We start from the raw sequence: 17,695 nt of genomic DNA, 5'->3' as shown, positions 1-17,695 counted from the left end.
GCCGACCGAGACGAAACGCGGTGCTCTCGTGAGGTCGCCGCGTCAGCCGGCGGTCGCGATCCAGAGCCGTCCGGATCCGGCGGCCTGCACCTCCGCCGCGCGGGTGACGAACACCGCGGCGCCGCGGGGCACGCCGGCCGCCGCGCCGTCGGAGGACAGCGTGAAGGATCCGTCCGTAGTGATCGCGATGGACGGGCCGGCGAGCGCGATCTCGGCGTCGCCGGTGATCGCGAGCAGCTCGAACGGCACGTCGGCGCCCGAGGCGTGGATGCGCGGCCGGTAGCTCTGCGTGTTCGCGGAGATCGCGACGGGCACCAGGTGGTCGTCCTTCGAGGCCGTGAACGTCAGCACCCGCTCGAGCTCGGCGGTGTCGACGTGCTTGGGGGTGAGCCCGCCGCGCAGCACGTTGTCGCTCGGACCCATGAGCTCGACGCCGGCCCCGCGCAGGTAGGCGTGGATGTTGCCGGCGGGCAGCCAGAGCGACTCCCCCGCGGCGAGCGTGATGTGGTGCAGCATGAGCGCGACCGCGATGCCGGGATCGCCGGGGTACGTCTCGGCGAGGCGCGTGATCAGCTCGAAGCGGTCGTCGCCGGAGGCCGCGGCCACGAGTGCCGCGACGGCGAGGTCCACGGCCGCGCCGCCGGCCAGCAGCCAGGAGAACCCGGCGCGCAGCCCATCCGGCCCGCTCAGCTCCTCGCGCCAGGGGGCGAGGGAGTCGGATCCGGCCCGCGCGGCCAGGGCGTCGACGTCGGCCAGGATCTCGGCGACGGGGCGGAAGCCGCACAGCGCCTCGAAGCCGTCCTCGAGGGCCACGATCAGCTCGGGCTTGGCGTAGGGATCCTTGTAGTTGCGGTGCCCAGCGGTGAGAGGCACGCCGCGCAGGTTCTCGTCGGCGAACCCGGCCTCGGCCTGCGCGGGCGTCGGATGCGCCTGCAGCGAGAGCGGACCGCCCGACACGAGGATCTTCAGCAGGAACGGCAGTTTCGCCCCGCTCCGCTGCTCCCAGTCGAGGAGCGTGGGCCAGGGGCGTCCGTCCTCCGTCCGGGCCGGGGATCCGGGGTGCGCGCCCAGCCAGAGCTCGGCCTCGGGACCGCCGGTGCCCGCCGTGCCCAGCACGCCGGCGACGCCGTCGACCCTGCCCCAGGCGTAATCGCGCGGCTCGTTGCCGATCTGGACGAAGAGCTCGTTCTCGTGCGTGCTCATGCGGCTCCGTTCAGGGTTGCGGGAAGGGACCTCTGCCAGCGTACGGCCCTCGGCCACCGCAACCTGCCGCCGGACTCGCGGTCTCTCCCCTCACTCCTCCGGGGCTCGTTGAGCGAAGACGCCGAAGGCGACGGAGACGAAGGGCGCCTCGCGGATCCGTTCCGGCAGGACGAAGATGGCTCCATGAGCCAGCCCCGTTCCGCCACCGCGGCGACCGCCGCGATCCGCTCCGCCCGCGACCTGCTGCTCGCGCACGCCACCGACTATGCGGGCGCCCGTGCGGTCTTCCGCTGGCCTGCTCTCTCCGAGTTCAACTTCGCCCTGGAGTGGTTCGACGTGGTGGCCGGCGAGACTCCGAACCGCCCCGCGGTGCGGATCGTCTCGGCCGACCTCTCCAGCCGCAGCTGGTCGTACGGCGAGCTCGCGCGGCGCTCGAACCAGGTCGCGAACTGGCTGCACGGACTCGGGATCCGCCGCGGCGACCACGTGATCGTGATGCTCGGCAACACGATCGATCTCTGGGAGACGATGCTCGGCCTCACCAAGATCGGAGCGGTCGCGATCCCCACCTCGACGCTGCTCTCCCCCGCGGACCTCGCCTATCGCGCCGAGAAGGGCGAGGCGCGAGCGGTCGTGACGCTCGGCTCGCTCGCCGACCGCGTGGCGGAGCTGCCCGACTCGATCGTGCGGATCGCCGTGCCGGAGAGCATGGGCGCCGCGGCGCCGGAGGGCTGGCACGACTTCGCCGGTTCGACCGGCACGTCCGACGACTTCGAGCCCGACGGCCCGACTCCGGCCGGCGACACCAGCCTGCTCTACTTCACCTCCGGCACGACCAGCCGGCCCAAGCTCGTGCAGCACACCCACGTGTCCTATCCGGTCGGGCACCTGTCGACCATGTGGTGGCTGGGTGTGCGCGAAGACGACGTGCACCTCAACATCTCCTCCCCGGGCTGGGCGAAGCACGCGTGGTCGAGCTTCTACTCGCCGTTCCTCGCGGAGGCCACCGTGTTCGTCTACAACTACGACCGCTTCGACGCGAACACCCTCATGGAGGTCATGGAGACGCACCGCGTCACGACGTTCTGCGCCCCGCCGACGGTGTGGCGCATGCTGATCCAGGCCGATCTGGACCGGCTCCCGCACCCTCCGCGCGAGCTCGTCGGCGCCGGCGAGCCGCTCAACCCGGAAGTCATCGGCCGGGTGCGCCAGGCGTGGGGCGGCACGATCCGCGATGGCTTCGGGCAGACCGAGATGACCGCGTGCGTGGGCAACTCCCCGGGCCAGGTCGTGAAGGACGGATCCATGGGGCGCCCCCTCCCGGGCTATCCGGTCGTGCTCGTGGATCCGGTCACCGGCGCGCGCGTCGACGGCGACGCCGACGGAGTCGCTGAGGGCGAGATCTGCCTCGACCTCGCAGAGAGTCCGCTCGGGCTGATGGCCGGGTACTACGCGGATCCCGACGCCACCGCCCGTTCCCGCGAGGGCGGGTTCCACCACACCGGCGACATCGCGACGCGCGACGCCGAGGGGTATCTGACGTACGTCGGTCGCGCGGATGACGTGTTCAAGGCCTCCGACTACAAGATCTCGCCGTTCGAGCTCGAGTCGGTGCTCCTGGAGCACCCCGACGTCGTGGAGGCGGCCGTCGTGCCGAGCCCGGATCCCACCCGCCTCGCCGTGCCGAAGGCGTATGTGCTGCTGACCGCGTCGGCGCACGACGACCTGGTCGCGACCGCCGGCTCGATCTTCGCGCACGCGCGGGGCCAGCTCTCCCCGCACCTGTGGGTGCGGATCATCGAGTTCGTGCCTGAGCTGCCGAAGACGATCTCCGGCAAGATCCGCCGCGTGGATCTGCGCACCCGCGAGGCCGAGCGCATCGCCGCCGGCGACGAGTCGGGCCAGCACCACGACCGCGACCACCGCTGAGCCGGTCCGGGCTGCTTCCGACTGGTCCCGGCTACTTCCGGTTGGCTCGGTCGCCGGTCTCCCAACTCGCTCAGGTCGCGATTTCTGCCGTTCTCGGCGCTCCGGAGCGGCAGTTTTTGCGACCTGAACGCCCCGAAGCAGCGTCAGTTCCCGGCAGCGGTCGGTGACAGCCGGCGCTCAGCGTGCGTCGTACTCGGCGCGGGACTTCTCGATCGTGGAGTGGTTCGCGATCGCCCACTGCGCGATCGTGTGCGCGATCTCGATGAGCGTGGCGCCGAGGGCGGTGAGCCGGTACTCGACGCGCGGCGGCACCTCGGCGTACGCGGTGCGGATCACGAGCCCGTCGCGCTCGAGCTGGCGCAGTGTGAGGGTGAGCATGCGCTGCGAGATCCCCGGGATGTGACGCAGCAGGTCGCTGAACCGCATCACGCCGTCGCCGAGCGTCGCGACCACGAGCAGGGACCACTTGTCGCCCACGCGATCGAGCACATCCCGGATCATGCGGCCGGCCTCCGGGCCGCCCTGGCGTCCCTCGCAGGAGCGCTCGTACTCGGCGAGGCCGCCGGGCGCGCGCCGCTCGGTCACGGTTCTCCCGTGGTGCGCCGGTGACACCGGTGTGCCTTTTGTACGCGTCTCCACCATGCTCCATCCTTTACTTACTGATCGTAACCAGGTGACGATCGATAACAAGAAGGAACCTCATGCTGATCGCCCTCTGGATCGTCAACGCGCTGCTCACCCTCGCCATGCTGGGCGGCGGCGGCATGAAGCTGATCACCCCGAAGCCGGTGCTCGCCGAGCGCGGGATGGCCTGGACCGAGGACTTCTCCGCAGGGTCGATCAAGGCCATCGCCGCCCTCGAGGTCGTCGGCGCCATCGGTCTGATCCTGCCGCTCGCGACCGGGATCGCCCCGATCCTCACGCCCCTCGCCGGCACCGGTCTCGCCGTCATCATGCTCGGCGCGGTCGTCGTGCACCTGCGCCGCAAGGAGCCGGCCGCCCCGGCGATCGTCCTCGCCGTGCTGGCCGTCGCGAGCGCCATCCTGAGCTTCCTCGCCGTCCGCTGACGCCCTCACCGCACCTGCGCGGGCACCTCGGATCCGTTCAGGTCGCAATATCTGCTGCTTCGGATGGGCTCAAGCGGCAGTTTCTGCGACCTGAACACCGCGTCGGCGACCTGAGCGCCGACGCGGCGGGCTCCCTGGGCTCATTCAGAGGTCGGCGATGACGATCCGCCCCATCCGCATCAGGTGCTCATAGGCGTTCGGTCGCTGCATCAGTTCACCCAGATTCGCCGGCACGACCTGCCAGCTCACCCCGAACCGGTCGACCAGCCAGCCGCACTGCTCGGCCTCCGGAACGGTGCTGAGCGCATTCCAGATCCTGTCGATCTCCTCCTGCCCGTCGCAGTCGATCTGCAACGACAGCCCCGGGGTGAACGTGAAGTCCCTGTCGACGGGAGAATCGAAGGCGGCGAAGCGCTGGCCGGCGAGCAGGAACTCCGAGTATCCGATCGGCTCGTCGACGTGCGGGGGCTCGGTCACCGGGTACTCGACCTCACGGGCGATCCCCGACGGCGGCAGCAGCTCGCCGTACAGCGCGATCGCCTCCTGGGATCTGTTCCGCACAGGCCCCCCGAACACGAGCATCGGGGTGATCAGCGGCGCAGGTTCGGCGTCGCGGTCCATGAGCTTCAGCTGCCAGCTCACGCCGTAGCGATCCTCGACCCAGCCGTACAGGCCGCTGAAGAAGTACTCCCCGATGTCCATCAGCACGAGGCCGTCCTCGCCGAGCCTGGTCCAGGCGCGATTGATCCAGGCGCGCGCGGCGTCCCCGTCGCTGAAGCGGCGCGGATCCACACTCAGCAGGAAGGAGATCGCCGGGTTCGGCGCGAACTCGGCGCCGGCGTTGATGAGGGTGATCCGGTAGCCGTCGATCGTGACGTCGACGGTGAGCGGCTGTCCGGCGAACGAGCGCTGGAACTCGGGCAGCCCGTCTTCGGGATAGCGCGCGACGACCTGCGACGTCGTGCGGTCGAACACCGAGGCGTAGAAAGCCCCGGCCTCCTCGGCATCGTGGTCGCACCAGATGTTCGGGATGATCCGCTGGGTCATGGGAGATGCTCCTCGCGCGACGATGGTCCCCGGAGTCCAGAGTGCGCGACAGCCCGCTTCCACCGCAAGCGCCCGAGGAAGATCCGTCGCACGGCGTCATGTCGACGCCGTCCGCCGCGACCCGTCTCACCCGGTCGATGCCGTGCCATCGCCCCGGTCCGCTCCTCGGCGTCCCCGTCCGCGCTCAGCGGCGTCCGACCTTGAGACGCGACCGCGCCTTGACCACGGGCACCGGCGCCGTGATGACCGCATCGACGACCATGGAGCCGTCGGTGGGGCCGACCACGGGGATCGCGGTGGTCGGGGTGACCTCGAGCGGATCCACGGGCATCCGCGCGAGCGCACGGTGCGCCTTCACGTATGCGGGGATCAGGAGCGCCGCGGCGCCCAGCCATGCGAGCGGGTTGCTCAGCGCGACGCCGGGGTAGCCGATGAGGGCGCCGAGCACGACGGCCGCGGCCACGCGCATCACCAGCTCGATCACGCCGGTGATGGTCGGGATGAGCGTGTGCCCGAGGCCCTGCAGCACGCCGCGCAGCACGAACAGCACGCCGAGCGCGCTGTAGCTGAGTCCGTTGATCAGCAGCATGAGCGCGGCGAGCCGCACGACCTCGTCGGATCCGTCGCCGATGAACACGCGCACCATCGAGGATCCGAACAGCACCAGCAGGGCGCCGAGCACGACCGCTGTGATGACGGCCATCCAGATCGCCTGCGTGACGCCCCGGCGGATGCGGTCCGGCCGGCGCCCGCCGAGGTTCTGCGCGGCGTACATCGAGGCGGCCAGACCGATCGAGGAGAGGAACGCGACCGCGATGCTGTCCACCCGGGATGCGGTCGTGTAGGCGGCGACGGCGTCGGGGCCGAGCACGTTGAGGGCGACCTGCACGGTGATCGTGCCGATCGCGATGATCGAGGCCTGGAAGCCCATCGGAAGACCGAGGCGCAGGTGCTGGACGATGTCGTCGCGGGTGACCCGCCAGTCGGCACGGTGCACATGCAGCACCGGGAGCCTGCGCCACACGTACACGAGGCACAGTGCGACCGAGACGCCCTGTGCGACGACGGTCGCCCAGGCTGCTCCCGCGACGCCCCACTCGAAGGTGCCCACCATGAGGATCACGAGCACGATGTTCAGCGCGCACGAGACCGTGAGGAACACGAGCGGGGTGCGGGAGTCGCCGATCGCGCGGATCACCGCGGACAGGTAGTTGAAGAACATCACGGTGCTGCCGCCGATGAAGGTGACCTGCGTGAACACGGTCGCCTCCGGCATGAGCACCTCGGGCGTCTGCAGCAGGGCGAGCAGCGGCGCGGTCACGAGCGGGGCGCCGACCGAGATGATGATGCTCGTCGCAGCCGTCAGCAGCGTGCCCGTGGCGACGGACCGGCGCACCGCGGCGTGGTCCCCCGCGCCGAACGACTGCGCCGTGGGGATCGCGAAACCGCTGCTGAGCCCCCACGCGAAGCCGATCAATAGAAAGATCAGGCTGCCCGTGGCGCCGACGGCCGCGAGCGAGTCGACGCCGAGGTGGCGGCCGACGACGATCGCGTCGGCGAACTGATAGAGCTGCTGGACGACGTTGCCGATCAGCAGGGGGACGGCAAAGGCAAGGATGACGCGCCAGGGGCGGCCGGTGGTGAGGGGCGTGGCCATGTGTGCTCTTCGGGGGACGGAGGTGAGCGGAACCGAGCAATCCTATCGAATCGATTCGATCATGTCGATCGAATCATCGGATCTTTCTGTCCGGTTCGCCCACCTCGCCCGCAGGCAGGCCGGTCAGCGCCCCACGTAGGAGATCTGGTCCGGGTTGTAGCGATCGCCGGCGACGCCGAGACGCGAGGCCAGGGAGTCGAGATCCGCTCTCTCGTCGGCGGACAGGGCGACCGCGGTGGATCCGGCGTTCTCGGCGATGCGGGCGGTGCGCCGGGTGCCAGGGATCGGCACGATCCACGGCTCCTGGGCGAGCAGCCAGGCCAGCGCGATCTGCCCCGGCGTCGCGCCTCTGGCTGCGGCGAGCGCGGCGACATGGTCGACGAGACGCTGGTTCTCGCCACGGTTATCGGCTGTGTACCGCGGGATGGTGGAGCGGATGTCGCCGTCGGCGAAGGGGGTCTCCGCCGTGACGGTGCCCGTGAGGAAGCCCTTGCCGAGGGGGCTGAACGGCACGAAGCCGATCCCGAGCTCGGCGAGCGCTGGCAGCACTTCGGCCTCCGGATCCCGCGTCCACAGCGAGTACTCGCTCTGCACGGCGGTCACGGGGAACACGGCGTGCGCGCGGCGGATGGTCGCCGCGGACGCCTCGGACATGCCGAAGTGGCGCACCTTTCCCTCGCGCACGAGCTCGCCGACCGTCCCGGCGACGTCCTCGATCGGCACCGCCGGATCCACCCGGTGCTGGTAGAGGAGGTCGATGACATCGGTACGCAGCCGGCGGAGGGACGCTTCCGCGACCCGGCGGATCTGCTCGGGCCGGCTGTCCACGCCCGTGTACCGGCCGTCCTCCTCGATGTGCCAGCCGAACTTCGTGGCGATCACGACCTGGTCTCTGACCGGCTCGAGCGCTTCGCCGACGAGCTCCTCGTTGACATAGGGGCCGTAGACCTCCGCGGTGTCGATGAAGGTCACGCCGTGATCGAGCGCCGAGCGCAGCACGCCGATCATGTCGTCCCTGCTGCCGGGGTTCGGTCCGTAGCTCTGGGACATCCCCATCGCGCCGAGGCCGACCGCCGAGACCTCGAGGCCTGCGCCGTCGATACCGTGTCCGAGTGTGCGCGTGTGCATGCGGCTCTCCTTCCGTCGCGGATCCGGTCCGCGCGATCGCGGCCGGTGCGTGTTCGCCCCGGTGCATCCGGGACGCGTCCAGTCGACTCCCGATCGGCGACGGGCGCCAGACCCGGATGTTCCGGGTACTGCCAGTGCCTGGCACCGCGGACACGTGGCGCGTACGGTCGAGGGATGGATGAGCGCGCACGGGACGCCAGGGCAGAGGTGCAGGACTTCCTCACCTCGCGCCGCGCCCGCCTCTCCCCCGAGCAAGCGGGGCTGCCCGCCTACGGGCGGTTCCGACGGGTACCGGGGCTCCGCCGCGAGGAGGTCGCGCTGCTGGCGGGGGTCAGCGTCGACTACTACATCCGCATCGAGCGCGGCGACCTCGCCCGCGCCTCGGACGCGGTGCTGGGCGCGATCGCGCTGGCCCTGCAGCTGGACGAGGCCGAGACGGCGCACCTGTTCGACCTCGCCCGCGGCGCGGATCGCACCGCCCGCACAGGCTCCGCCGTGCGGCCGCGCACCGTCGCCCTCCGGCCCAGTGTGCTCAGGATGCTCGACGCGATCGTCGACGCACCGGCGATCGTGCGCGGCGGCGGCTTCGACTACCTCGGCGCCAACAGACTGGGGCGCGCCCTGTACGCGCCCCTGTTCGCGCACGCCGCCCCGAACAGCCTGCGCTTCGCGTTCCTCGATCCGGCGGCGCGCACGTTCTACCGGGAGTGGGATCAGGTCGTGCAGGACCTCGTCGCGACCCTGCACGCCGAGGTCGGCCGGCATCCCGGGGATCCGGCCCTCTCGTCGATCGTCGCGGAGCTGTCGGAGCGCTCGGAGGAGTTCCGCGCCCTCTGGGCGGCGCACAACGTGCGCTTCCACCGCACTGGAGTCAAGCGCCTGCATCACCCCGTCGTCGGCGACCTCGACCTCACCTTCGAGGGCCTGGATCTGTCGGCCGATCCCGGAGTGATGATGGCCGTCTACACCGCCGAGCCAGGATCCGGATCCGCGGACGCCTTGCGCATGCTCGCCAGCTGGGCGGCGACCGGCGAGGAGGAGAGGCTCCGCGCGGAGCGCTGAGCCCGGGGGTCAGCGGGTTCTGCAGACTCCGCACCGACCATGTCCCCATTTCGGCTCTTGCACCGCGGTTTTCTGAGCCAGAAGTGGGACACGACGGCGCAAGATGTGGGACGCGGTCGGGTGTGGGGCGCCGTCCTCAGCGCGCATGCGGATGGTCGCCGAAGCCCCGGTGCACATCGGGGTCGATGCCGTGCGCCGCGGCGAGGCGTGAGATGAGAGCGGCGAACGCCTCGCGCTCTGCGGGATCGAGCGGCCCGAGGATGTCGGCGTTCTGCTGCTCTGCCGCCGCGCGCAGCCCCTGCAGCGCGGCGCGGCCGGCGTCGGTGAGATCGAGCCGGTGGTGCCGGCGGTCGTCTGGATCGCGGGTACGGGAGACGAGCCCCGCGTTCTCGAGCGCGTCGACAAGCACCACGACGCGGCTGGGCACCGCGCCGAGCCGATCGGCCAGCGCGCGCTGGCTGAGTCCGGGATTGCGCGCCAGGATGCGCAGGGCGCCGGCGGTCGCGGGGGTGAGGCCGGCCGGCTTCACGAGTTCGGCGAAGCGCGCGGCCGCGAAGGATCCGAGCTGGGAGAGCAGGAAGCCCGTGCGCTCGGGTCGGCGGGGGGTGTCCATCACCTCAGTATAGTCGCTTGACAGAATGATTCATAGCGTGCATCGTTATCGACATGACCGAATATTCGCAGCCCTCTCGCCGACCCGGCGGACCACCTCTGGGCCCGCTCGCGATCGTGACGTTCGCACTCACGATCGCCGGCGTCGTCACCCTGCTCGCGGGGACCGGATCCGCTCCTGCGCCGTTCGCGCCCGCGGCCGACGTCGCGGCCTGGTACACGGCGCACGCCCTGCCGATCCGCATCGCGGCGACCCTGCAGCTCGGCGCGGCGGTGCCGCTCGGGATCCTCGCCGCGTCCGTCTATGCACGGCAGCTCCGGCTCGGCGTGCGGGTGCCCGGCCCGGTGATCGGGCTGTACGGCGGCATCGCCGCCTCGCTGCTGCTGCTCGTCTCGGCCCTGGTCACCTGGTCGATCGCCTCCGGAACCGACCCGGCCGATCCCGCCGGAGCTGCGGCGCTCGGCCGGCTCGCCTTCGGCCTCGGCGGCGTCGGCTACGCGGTGGGCATGGGCCTGCTGATCGCGGGCATCGCGGTCCCCGCATACATCCTGCGGCTGATGCCGAGATGGCTCACCTTCCTGGGGCTCGTCATCGCCGCCGCCGGCGAGGTGTCCTTCCTCTCGCTCGTGCTGGATCCGCTGCAGATCCTGCTTCCGGTGGTGCGCTTCGGCGGCGGCGCCTGGCTCATCGCCGCGGCCTTCGTCCTCCCCCGGGATCGCCCGCGCCGGGATCCGCGCCTCGTCACGTCGGAGCCCCTGTCATGAGCTGCGCGATCGTGGTCGGCGCGAACGGCGCGATTGGAGAGGCGGTCGCACGGCGGCTCGCCGGCGAAGGGCACCGGATGCTGCTCGTGGCACGCCGACAGGAACCGCTCGAGGATCTCGCCGCGCGGCTGCAGACGGCGGGGACCGACGTGACGGTGGGCGCATTCGACGCCTCGGAGGAGGGCGCGCTCGAAGAGTTCCTCGCCCGTGAGGCCCGTGACGGCATCCAGGTCGCCGTCAACAATCTCGGCGTCGCGCACATGCCCCGCCCCCTGAGCGCGATCGACGATGCCGAGCTGGAGCGCGTGCTCACCGTGGATCTCCTGGGACTGGCCCGGTGCCTGCGCGCCGAGCTCGCCACGATCAACGATGGCGGGGCCGTGGTGAACGTGTCCTCCACCGCGGGCATCGGCGGGGCGCCGGGGATGTCGGCCTACGCCGCCGCCAAGCACGGCGTCGTCGGTCTCACCCGCACGACGGCCCTCGACGAGGCGGCCCGCGGCGTGCGGGTCAACGCCGTCGCCCCCGGCCCGATCGCCTCGGGGCACGTGCTCACCCAGCTCTCGGAGGTGCGGGAGCACATCGGCCGGTTCGTGCCGATGCAGCGGATGGGCCGTCCGGAGGAGGTCGCGGAGGCGATCGCCTGGCTCGCGTCGCCGGCCGCCTCGTTCGTCACCGGCGTGGTCCTGCCGGTCGATGGCGGGAAGACCGCCGCGGCCTGACCGCCCTGGACTGTTCCCCATCATCACCTGCTGCGCCAGGTTTCCTCGGCGCGCCCGATCCGCTCTGCCGGATCCGCCCTGCTTGATCCGCCCTGCTTGACCCGACCCGATCCGAATGGAGACACTCATGGATCCCCTGTCCCTGCTGCGCGAGTTCCTCGTGCTCGTGCACCTCGTGGGCTTCGCACTGCTGCTCGGCGGCTGGGCCGCCCAGGCCGTGCGCCGCCGCTACGTCACCACGACCCTGTTCCGCACTGGGCTGGGGATCATGATCGCGACGGGCCTGCTCCTCGCGATCCCCTTCCCCGCCGGGGTGCACCTGGACTACCTCAAGCTCGGCGTGAAGCTCGTGGTCGCCCTGGCGATCGGGGGCGCGTTCGGCGTCGTCATCACCCGGGAGAAGGCCGGCCGGCCGACCGCGGGAGCCTTCTGGACGATCGGAGCGCTCGCGGTGCTGAACGCCGGCATCGCGATCTTCTGGCACGGCGCCTGACCGACGCGGTCCCCGACCGTGGCAGGCCCCAACCGTGGCAGGCCCCAACCGTGTCCCCTTTTTGGCTCCGGATCCGAGTCTTTCTGAACCAGAAGTGGGACACGGTGGAGCCAAAAGTGGGACGCGGTGGGTCACGGCCGCGGGCGGGGCGCGGGACTCAGCGGAAGCGGCGCAGCCTCAGGCTGTTGCCCACCACGAACACGCTCGAGAACGCCATCGCGGCACCGGCCAGCATGGGGTTCAGCAGGCCCAGCGCGGCGATCGGGACCGCCGCCACGTTGTACGCGAAGGCCCAGAACAGGTTCGTCTTGATCGTGCCGAGCGTGCGGCGGGAGAGCCGGATCGCGTCGGCCGCGGTACGCAGGTCGCCGCGCACGAGCGTGATGTCGCTCGCCTCGATCGCGACGTCGGTGCCCGTGCCCATCGCCATGCCGAGGTCGGCGGTGGCGAGGGCCGGGGCGTCGTTCACGCCGTCGCCCACCATCGCCACGACACGCCCCTCCCCCTGCAGCCGGGCGACCACGTCGACCTTGCCCTCGGGGAGCACCTCGGCGATGACCTCCTGGATGCCGACCTCCGTGGCGATCCGCCGGGCGACGGCCTCGTTGTCCCCGGTCAGCAGGATCGGGGTGAGGCCGAGACGCTTGAGTGCGGCGACGGCCTCGGCGCTCGTCGGCTTCACCGTGTCGGCGATCACGACGATGCCGCGGGCGGATCCGTCCCACCCGACCGCGATGACCGTCTTGCCTCCGGCTTCGGCCTCGGCCTTCGCGGCCGCGACCCTCGGGCTCAGGTGCTGCGCCCAGTCCGCCAGCAGGGCCTCCCGGCCCACGAGCACGGCGCGGCCGTCGACGACGCCCTGCACGCCGCGGCCCGGGATGTTCTGGAAGGACTCGACGGGCGACCCTTCGCCTTGTCGCTGCGCTCCCCACTCAGGGACCGGAGCGGCGGCCGCCGCGCGGGCCACGGCCTGCGCGATCGGGTGCTCGGACGCACTCTCCACCGCACCGGCCAGGCGCAGCAGCTCCGCGGGATCCGTACCGTCCTCGACGATGACGTCGGTGACCTCCATGCGGCCGCTCGTCACCGTGCCGGTCTTGTCGAGCACGATCGTGTCGACCTTGCGGGTGGACTCGAGCACCTCAGGACCCTTGATCAGGATCCCGAGCTGCGCGCCACGGCCCGTGCCCACGAGCAGCGCCGTCGGGGTGGCGAGGCCGAGGGCGCACGGGCAGGCGATCACGAGCACGGCCACGGCGGCGGTGAAGGCCGCCGTCGCGGGGAATCCTGCGCCGAGCCAGGCCCCGAGCGCCACCACGGCGATCGCGATCACGATCGGCACGAACACTCCGCTGATCCGGTCGGCGAGGCGCTGCACCTCGGCCTTGCCGGTCTGCGCGTCCTCGACGAGGCGCGCCATCTGCGCGAGCTGCGTGTCGGATCCGATCCGCGTGGCGCGCACGACGAGGCGCCCGCCCGCATTGACGGTCGCTCCGGCCACGACGTCGCCCGCGCCGACCTCGACCGGCACGGATTCGCCCGTGAGCATCGAGGCGTCGACCGCCGAGGTCCCGGCGACGACGACGCCGTCGGTCGCGATCTTCTCGCCGGGCCGCACCACGAACTCGTCGCCGACGGCGAGCTGCGCGATCGGGATCCGCACCTCTTCGGTCTCCGAGCCCGTCCCGGCCTCCGAGCCAGCCCCGGCCCTCGTCGAAGGGCGCAGCACCGCCACGTCCTTCGCGCCGAGTTCGAGCAGCGCACGCAGCGCCGCCCCCGCGCGCCTCTTGGAGCGCTTCTCGAAGTACCGGCCGGCCAGGATGAACACGGTCACACCCGCGCCCACCTCGAGATAGATGTTGCTGCTGCCGTCTCCGGCCTGCAGGGCGAACGAGAACTCGTGCCGCATGCCGGGCATGCCGGCGGTGCCGAAGAACAGGGCGTACAGCGACCACCCGAACGCGGCGAGCGTGCCCATCGAGATGAGCGTGTCCATGGTCGCGGCGCCGTGGCGCAGGTTCAGCCACGCGGCACGGTGGAACGGCCACGCGCCCCACACGATCACGGGCGCGGCGAGCGCGAGCGAGGCCCACTGCCAGTTGGTGAACTGCAGCGCGGGGATCATCGCCATCGCGATGACGGGCACCGCCAGCACCGTGCTGACGAGGAGCCGGGTGCGCAGGGAGCTCAGCTCCGGGTCGACGGGTTCCGTCGTCGGCGAACCCGAGCCGTCCGAGTGCGCTTCCGCGACCGGCGGCGCCGGGAGCACTGCGGAATAGCCGATGTCCTCGACCTGCGCGATGAGCGTCGCGGGATCGAAGCCGTCCGGCAGGTCGACCTTGGCCTTCTCGGTCGCATAGTTCACGGTTGCCGTGACGCCGTCGATCCTGTTGAGGGTCTTCTCGATGCGGTTCGCGCAGGAGGCGCACGTCATCCCGCCGATCTCGAGCTCCACGCTGTTCGCGTTCATGGGTGCGTCTCCTTCCGGGTCGGTCGTGTTCAGGGCGGTCAGTGCTGGTGCGGGGCCTTCGCGGCGCCGCCTTCCGCGTCCAGGACGAAGGACGCCGTGTGCACGGTTCCGTCGGTCTGGAAGTCGAAGTAGAGCAGGTAACGGCCGGCCGTGGGCACGTGCGCGCCGAACCGGACGTCGGGGCCGGAGGCCGCATCCGGGCCTGCCGGGGCGGCGCCCTCCGGGTGCACGTGCAGGTAGGCGAGGTCGCCCTCGCGCAGCGCGACCAGGTGCCCGAAGGCGCCGAGGTACGGCTGCAGCGTCGTGACGGGCACCCCGTCGCGTCGGACCGTCACGGTCAGCTCCGAGGAGGATCCGGCGACCAGATCGCCGGCGATGCCGACGTCGAGACCGTCGACGCTCGTCCTGGTGCTCGACGCGGGAACGACGGGGGCGAAGGATCCGGCGACGTCGACCGTGCGCGTGAGCGTGACCGGATCCGCACCATCCGCCGCGAAGTCGGCGAACACCCGGTACGAACCCGCGGCGCTCCAGGTCCACGGGATGCTCCACGTGCCCGTGCCCGTGCCCGCGTCGAGCGTCGGGTGCACGTGCCGGAACTGCGCGCCGTCGCTGCGGACCACGATGAGGTGCAGGTCCTTCTCATGCTGCGGCCTGTAGGCCGTGACCGGAGCGCCGGACCCGTCGAGGATCCGGAAGCTCAGCTGACCCTGCTCCCCCACCGCGACCGGTGCGGAGACCGGGGCCAGGGTGTACCCGCCGGCGGCGAGGGACACGCCCGCCGTCGTCTCGGCCGTGGCGTGCGCGCCGTGGTCGGCGTCCTCCTGCACAGCGGCGCCGTGCGCGTCGTGCCCGTTCATGCTCTTCTCCTCCTGCTGGGTGCTGTGCTCGTGCTGTGCGCCCTGCGCCGCGGCCTCTCGCGGGGCGACGAGTCCCGCAGCGCCGAACGCCACGGCGAACGCCGCCGCGAGTCCGGCGCCGTAGAGGCCCAGTCGTCCCGTGGTGTTCATCAGGCCCGGACCGCCCGGTACCCGGCCTCATCGACGGCCGCGAACACGCTCGCGTCGTCGAGCGGGGCGCTCGCCGTGATCGTGAGCGAGCCATCGGCCGCGCTCACGTCGACGGCGTCGACGCCGTCGATCTTGCCGACTTCACGGCGCACGGACATCTCGCAGTGCCCGCAGGTCATCCCGGTCACCTGGTACTCGGTCGTCGTCATCTCGTCTCCTTCCGTCGATACCCCGTCCGGGTATCCGATATCGACCAACCATATACCCCCTGGGGGTATTCCGCACGCATCGAAGAACTTCTCCGCGGTCCGCAGAACCGCGGATCGGGAGGTGCCGCCGGCGCGTCGCACCGGCCCCGGATCAGTGCAGGGCGCCGTCCGCGTCGACCACGCGCCACGCGTGCAGTCGCACGGCGAGTCCGGCGCGGGTGGGCGCGCACACGAACGGCCCCGCCTCGGCGGAGACCCCGAAGGGGAACGGCAGCACGCGCACGAGCTGGAGCCGCGCTCCGACGAGTCCGGCACGCACCGTGAGCGCATCCGCTCCGCGACTCACCCGCACCAGGATCCGGCGATCCGCCCACTCCGCCACAGGGGCGAGCGACCAGTCGGACATCCCGTCGGTGACGACGGCTCCGACCTGCGGCCGCCCGTCCGCGAACTCCACGCCCGCCTTGACCCAGCGTTCATCCGACACGCGCACGAACACGCCCGCCTGATCGAACTGCTCCGCGAACGCCGCGGTGAACTCCACCTCGACGGCCGTGTCCACCTCGAACGGTGCGAGGAGCGCGTGCTCGCTGTCGTGCACGAAGCCGTACGACGTGATCCGCCACGCATCGCTTCCCTCGACGGCGGTGACGACGAGATCGCCCCGCTCTTCGACGACCCCCGCGGGCTCGTGGGTCCAGCGTCCGTCCGACCAGGCGATATCCGTCATGACCTCAGGCTACGATCCCGGCCGATGACGACGTGGGCCGGGGCCGATGCCGGTCGCGTCGGCTCCGCGGTCGACGCGATCGATGCGGCGGCGGATCGCCGCGTCAGGTTCCGTAGAATCCGGCCATGCGCATCGTCGTCTCTGGAACGCACGCGACCGGCAAGAGCACCCTGATCTCGGACTTCGCTCTCACGCGTCCGGAATTCGCCGTGCTGCCGGACCCCTTCGATCTCGTGGACGCAGGCCCCGGATCCGGATCCTTCGTCGCCCAGCTGCGGTTCAGCGCCGAGCGCCTCCTCGATCCCGCGCTGCCGCCCGCGGTGATCGCCGAACGCGGCCCGCTCGACTTCCTCGCCTACCTCGCGGCGATCGACGAGCTCGGCCGCGCCGGGTCCGCGGCGGAGCTCGTCCACCGCGAGGCGGCCCTCGCCGCCCGGGCGATGGCGGAGGTGGACCTGCTGGTGCTCCTCGCGCCGGACGCCATCGCGGTGCCGGAGGACGAGGATCCGGAACTCCGCGAGGCGATGGCCGACGCCCTGCTCGATCTCGCGGGCGACCCCGACCTCACCGGCACAGCCCGGATCCTGGAGCTCGCCGGCGACCCGGCGACCCGGCTGGCAGCGCTGAGAAGCGCCGTCTCCGGCTGGTCCTCCGGCCACGCACTGTGATGCGCCCGCGCGCCATCGGCTCGAACCTGCGGGGATGCCCTTAGGCGCACCGGGCCGTTCCCCCGACGCTCCGTATCCTGATCGCGATCCGTCGCCGTGTTCTCCGTCGAGGCAGAGGACATGCCCCCGGCGGACGGCACGGCACTCGCGAAGCCAGGGGAGATCACATGCGAGCATCCGGACGACCGCCCCTGACGGGCTTCGCGCTCACTCTGGTGACGGCCTTCGTGCTCCTGCTCAGCGGCTGCGCATCGGCGACCGGCCCGCACGCGGGGGCGCCGTCGGGCTCCAGCGCCCATCCGTCATCGCATCCCGCGTCCCTGTCGTCGACCGGCGCCCCCGCGGACGACGACGACCCCGACGGCGACGACCCCGATGACGACGACCCCGATGACGAGACGGATCCGGACGACGACGATCTGAGGCGACTGGGAGTCGGGCGCGACGACCTCGACGGGATCGACGACCCCGACGACCGGAAGGACTTCCTCGACGACGCCCGCCGCGCCGCCTCCCCCGCCGGCATCGCCGCACAGTGCGTCGTGGTGCATCCGAGACTCGACGGCGTCATCGCGGCCGGCTTCGGCGGACTCGACGTGGACGAGCTCGCCGCGGCGCGATCCTCGGGATCCGGCGGCTACTACATCGCCGTCGACCTGGAGGACGGCCGGATCGCGGTCCTCTACACCGCCCTGTCGCCGCACAGCGCGACGTTCGAGGATCACCTCTACGCGGTCGACGACACAGCGCTCGCGCTGTCTACGTTCGACGACGTCGCGGCCCTCGGCGACTTCGTCGGCGACGCCGGGATCGCGCGCGCAGCGCACTGCCTCTGATCCGCGCTCGCGAGACACCAGATCCTGCACGAGAAACCACGTGTGCCGTGGTGTCTCATGCCGGATCCGGTGTCTCGCGGGGGCAGT

At 71.5% G+C, this 17,695-nt stretch carries 18 protein-coding genes; 8 read left to right on the top strand and 10 right to left on the bottom strand.

Annotation, left to right across the window (positions count from 1 at the left end):
- Positions 1-42: 42 nt before the first annotated feature.
- The gene (gene manA / locus ACFC1J_RS10420; RefSeq protein ID WP_375905154.1) at positions 43-1,203 is read right to left on the bottom strand and encodes a mannose-6-phosphate isomerase, class I; all 1,161 of its coding nucleotides are present in this window, start codon (positions 1,201-1,203) and stop codon (positions 43-45) included.
- A gap of 183 nt (positions 1,204-1,386) precedes the next feature.
- Here manA and ACFC1J_RS10415 point away from each other — a divergent pair, with 183 nt between their 5' ends.
- The gene (locus ACFC1J_RS10415; protein ID WP_375905151.1) at positions 1,387-3,132 is read left to right on the top strand and encodes an AMP-binding protein; all 1,746 of its coding nucleotides are present in this window, start codon (positions 1,387-1,389) and stop codon (positions 3,130-3,132) included.
- A 177-nt stretch (positions 3,133-3,309) separates the two neighbouring features.
- Here ACFC1J_RS10415 and ACFC1J_RS10410 read toward each other — a convergent pair whose 3' ends face one another.
- The gene (locus tag ACFC1J_RS10410; protein ID WP_375905148.1) at positions 3,310-3,774 is read right to left on the bottom strand and encodes a winged helix-turn-helix transcriptional regulator; all 465 of its coding nucleotides are present in this window, start codon (positions 3,772-3,774) and stop codon (positions 3,310-3,312) included.
- Between the two features lie 59 nt (positions 3,775-3,833).
- Here ACFC1J_RS10410 and ACFC1J_RS10405 point away from each other — a divergent pair, with 59 nt between their 5' ends.
- Entirely contained in the window at positions 3,834-4,199 is a 366-nt protein-coding gene (locus ACFC1J_RS10405; RefSeq protein WP_375905145.1) for a DoxX family protein, read from the top strand.
- Between the two features lie 144 nt (positions 4,200-4,343).
- Here the strand turns inward: ACFC1J_RS10405 and ACFC1J_RS10400 are convergent, their stop codons facing one another.
- The 3 genes from ACFC1J_RS10400 to ACFC1J_RS10390 form a co-directional block, all read right to left on the bottom strand.
- On the bottom strand, positions 4,344-5,246 hold the full coding sequence (locus ACFC1J_RS10400) for a VOC family protein (RefSeq protein ID WP_375905142.1): 903 nt from the start codon (positions 5,244-5,246) through the stop codon (positions 4,344-4,346).
- 184 nt (positions 5,247-5,430) lie between these two features.
- Positions 5,431-6,903 (bottom strand): MATE family efflux transporter, encoded by a 1,473-nt coding sequence (locus ACFC1J_RS10395; protein WP_375905139.1) that lies wholly within the window; start codon positions 6,901-6,903, stop codon positions 5,431-5,433.
- A gap of 123 nt (positions 6,904-7,026) precedes the next feature.
- Complete coding sequence (locus ACFC1J_RS10390) at positions 7,027-8,031, bottom strand: aldo/keto reductase (protein ID WP_375905136.1); 1,005 nt, start codon at positions 8,029-8,031, stop codon at positions 7,027-7,029.
- A 174-nt stretch (positions 8,032-8,205) separates the two neighbouring features.
- Here ACFC1J_RS10390 and ACFC1J_RS10385 point away from each other — a divergent pair, with 174 nt between their 5' ends.
- Positions 8,206-9,093, top strand: a complete 888-nt coding sequence (locus ACFC1J_RS10385) for a helix-turn-helix domain-containing protein (RefSeq protein ID WP_375905133.1) — start codon at positions 8,206-8,208, stop codon at positions 9,091-9,093.
- Between the two features lie 136 nt (positions 9,094-9,229).
- Here the strand turns inward: ACFC1J_RS10385 and ACFC1J_RS10380 are convergent, their stop codons facing one another.
- Positions 9,230-9,706 (bottom strand): MarR family winged helix-turn-helix transcriptional regulator, encoded by a 477-nt coding sequence (locus ACFC1J_RS10380; protein WP_375905130.1) that lies wholly within the window; start codon positions 9,704-9,706, stop codon positions 9,230-9,232.
- 53 nt (positions 9,707-9,759) lie between these two features.
- Between ACFC1J_RS10380 and ACFC1J_RS10375 the strand changes: the two genes are divergently transcribed.
- The 3 genes from ACFC1J_RS10375 (at position 9,760) to ACFC1J_RS10365 (ending at position 11,685) form a co-directional block, all read left to right on the top strand.
- Positions 9,760-10,470: a hypothetical protein gene (locus tag ACFC1J_RS10375; RefSeq protein ID WP_375905127.1), complete on the top strand. Its 711-nt coding sequence runs from the start codon at positions 9,760-9,762 to the stop codon at positions 10,468-10,470.
- Positions 10,467-11,192, top strand: coding sequence for an SDR family NAD(P)-dependent oxidoreductase (locus tag ACFC1J_RS10370; protein WP_375905124.1), 726 nt, complete (start codon positions 10,467-10,469; stop codon positions 11,190-11,192). Before ACFC1J_RS10375 ends, ACFC1J_RS10370 begins: the two co-directional genes overlap by 4 nt.
- A 127-nt stretch (positions 11,193-11,319) precedes the next feature.
- Entirely contained in the window at positions 11,320-11,685 is a 366-nt protein-coding gene (locus tag ACFC1J_RS10365) for a Fe-S protein (protein WP_375905121.1), read from the top strand.
- Between the two features lie 157 nt (positions 11,686-11,842).
- Here ACFC1J_RS10365 and ACFC1J_RS10360 read toward each other — a convergent pair whose 3' ends face one another.
- From ACFC1J_RS10360 to ACFC1J_RS10345, 4 genes are all read right to left on the bottom strand, one after another.
- A complete protein-coding gene (locus ACFC1J_RS10360; protein WP_375905118.1) occupies positions 11,843-14,155 on the bottom strand; it encodes a heavy metal translocating P-type ATPase in 2,313 nt (770 codons plus the stop codon).
- 38 nt (positions 14,156-14,193) lie between these two features.
- A complete protein-coding gene (locus tag ACFC1J_RS10355) occupies positions 14,194-15,165 on the bottom strand; it encodes a heavy-metal-associated domain-containing protein (protein ID WP_375905115.1) in 972 nt (323 codons plus the stop codon).
- Entirely contained in the window at positions 15,165-15,374 is a 210-nt protein-coding gene (locus ACFC1J_RS10350; RefSeq protein ID WP_375905113.1) for a heavy-metal-associated domain-containing protein, read from the bottom strand. Before ACFC1J_RS10350 ends, ACFC1J_RS10355 begins: the two co-directional genes overlap by 1 nt.
- A gap of 151 nt (positions 15,375-15,525) precedes the next feature.
- Positions 15,526-16,104, bottom strand: a complete 579-nt coding sequence (locus tag ACFC1J_RS10345) for a DUF1349 domain-containing protein (RefSeq protein ID WP_375905110.1) — start codon at positions 16,102-16,104, stop codon at positions 15,526-15,528.
- 125 nt (positions 16,105-16,229) lie between these two features.
- Here ACFC1J_RS10345 and ACFC1J_RS10340 point away from each other — a divergent pair, with 125 nt between their 5' ends.
- Both ACFC1J_RS10340 and ACFC1J_RS10335 read left to right on the top strand, forming a co-directional pair.
- Positions 16,230-16,772, top strand: coding sequence for a hypothetical protein (locus ACFC1J_RS10340; RefSeq protein ID WP_375905107.1), 543 nt, complete (start codon positions 16,230-16,232; stop codon positions 16,770-16,772).
- Between the two features lie 167 nt (positions 16,773-16,939).
- Entirely contained in the window at positions 16,940-17,608 is a 669-nt protein-coding gene (locus ACFC1J_RS10335; RefSeq protein ID WP_375905104.1) for a hypothetical protein, read from the top strand.
- Positions 17,609-17,695 lie beyond the last annotated feature (87 nt).

Source organism: Microbacterium sp. NPDC056052 (genome assembly GCF_042266785.1).
In the GTDB taxonomy this organism is placed as follows: Bacteria; Actinomycetota; Actinomycetes; order Actinomycetales; family Microbacteriaceae; genus Microbacterium.
This window is presented reverse-complemented; position numbering and strand designations above follow the sequence as displayed.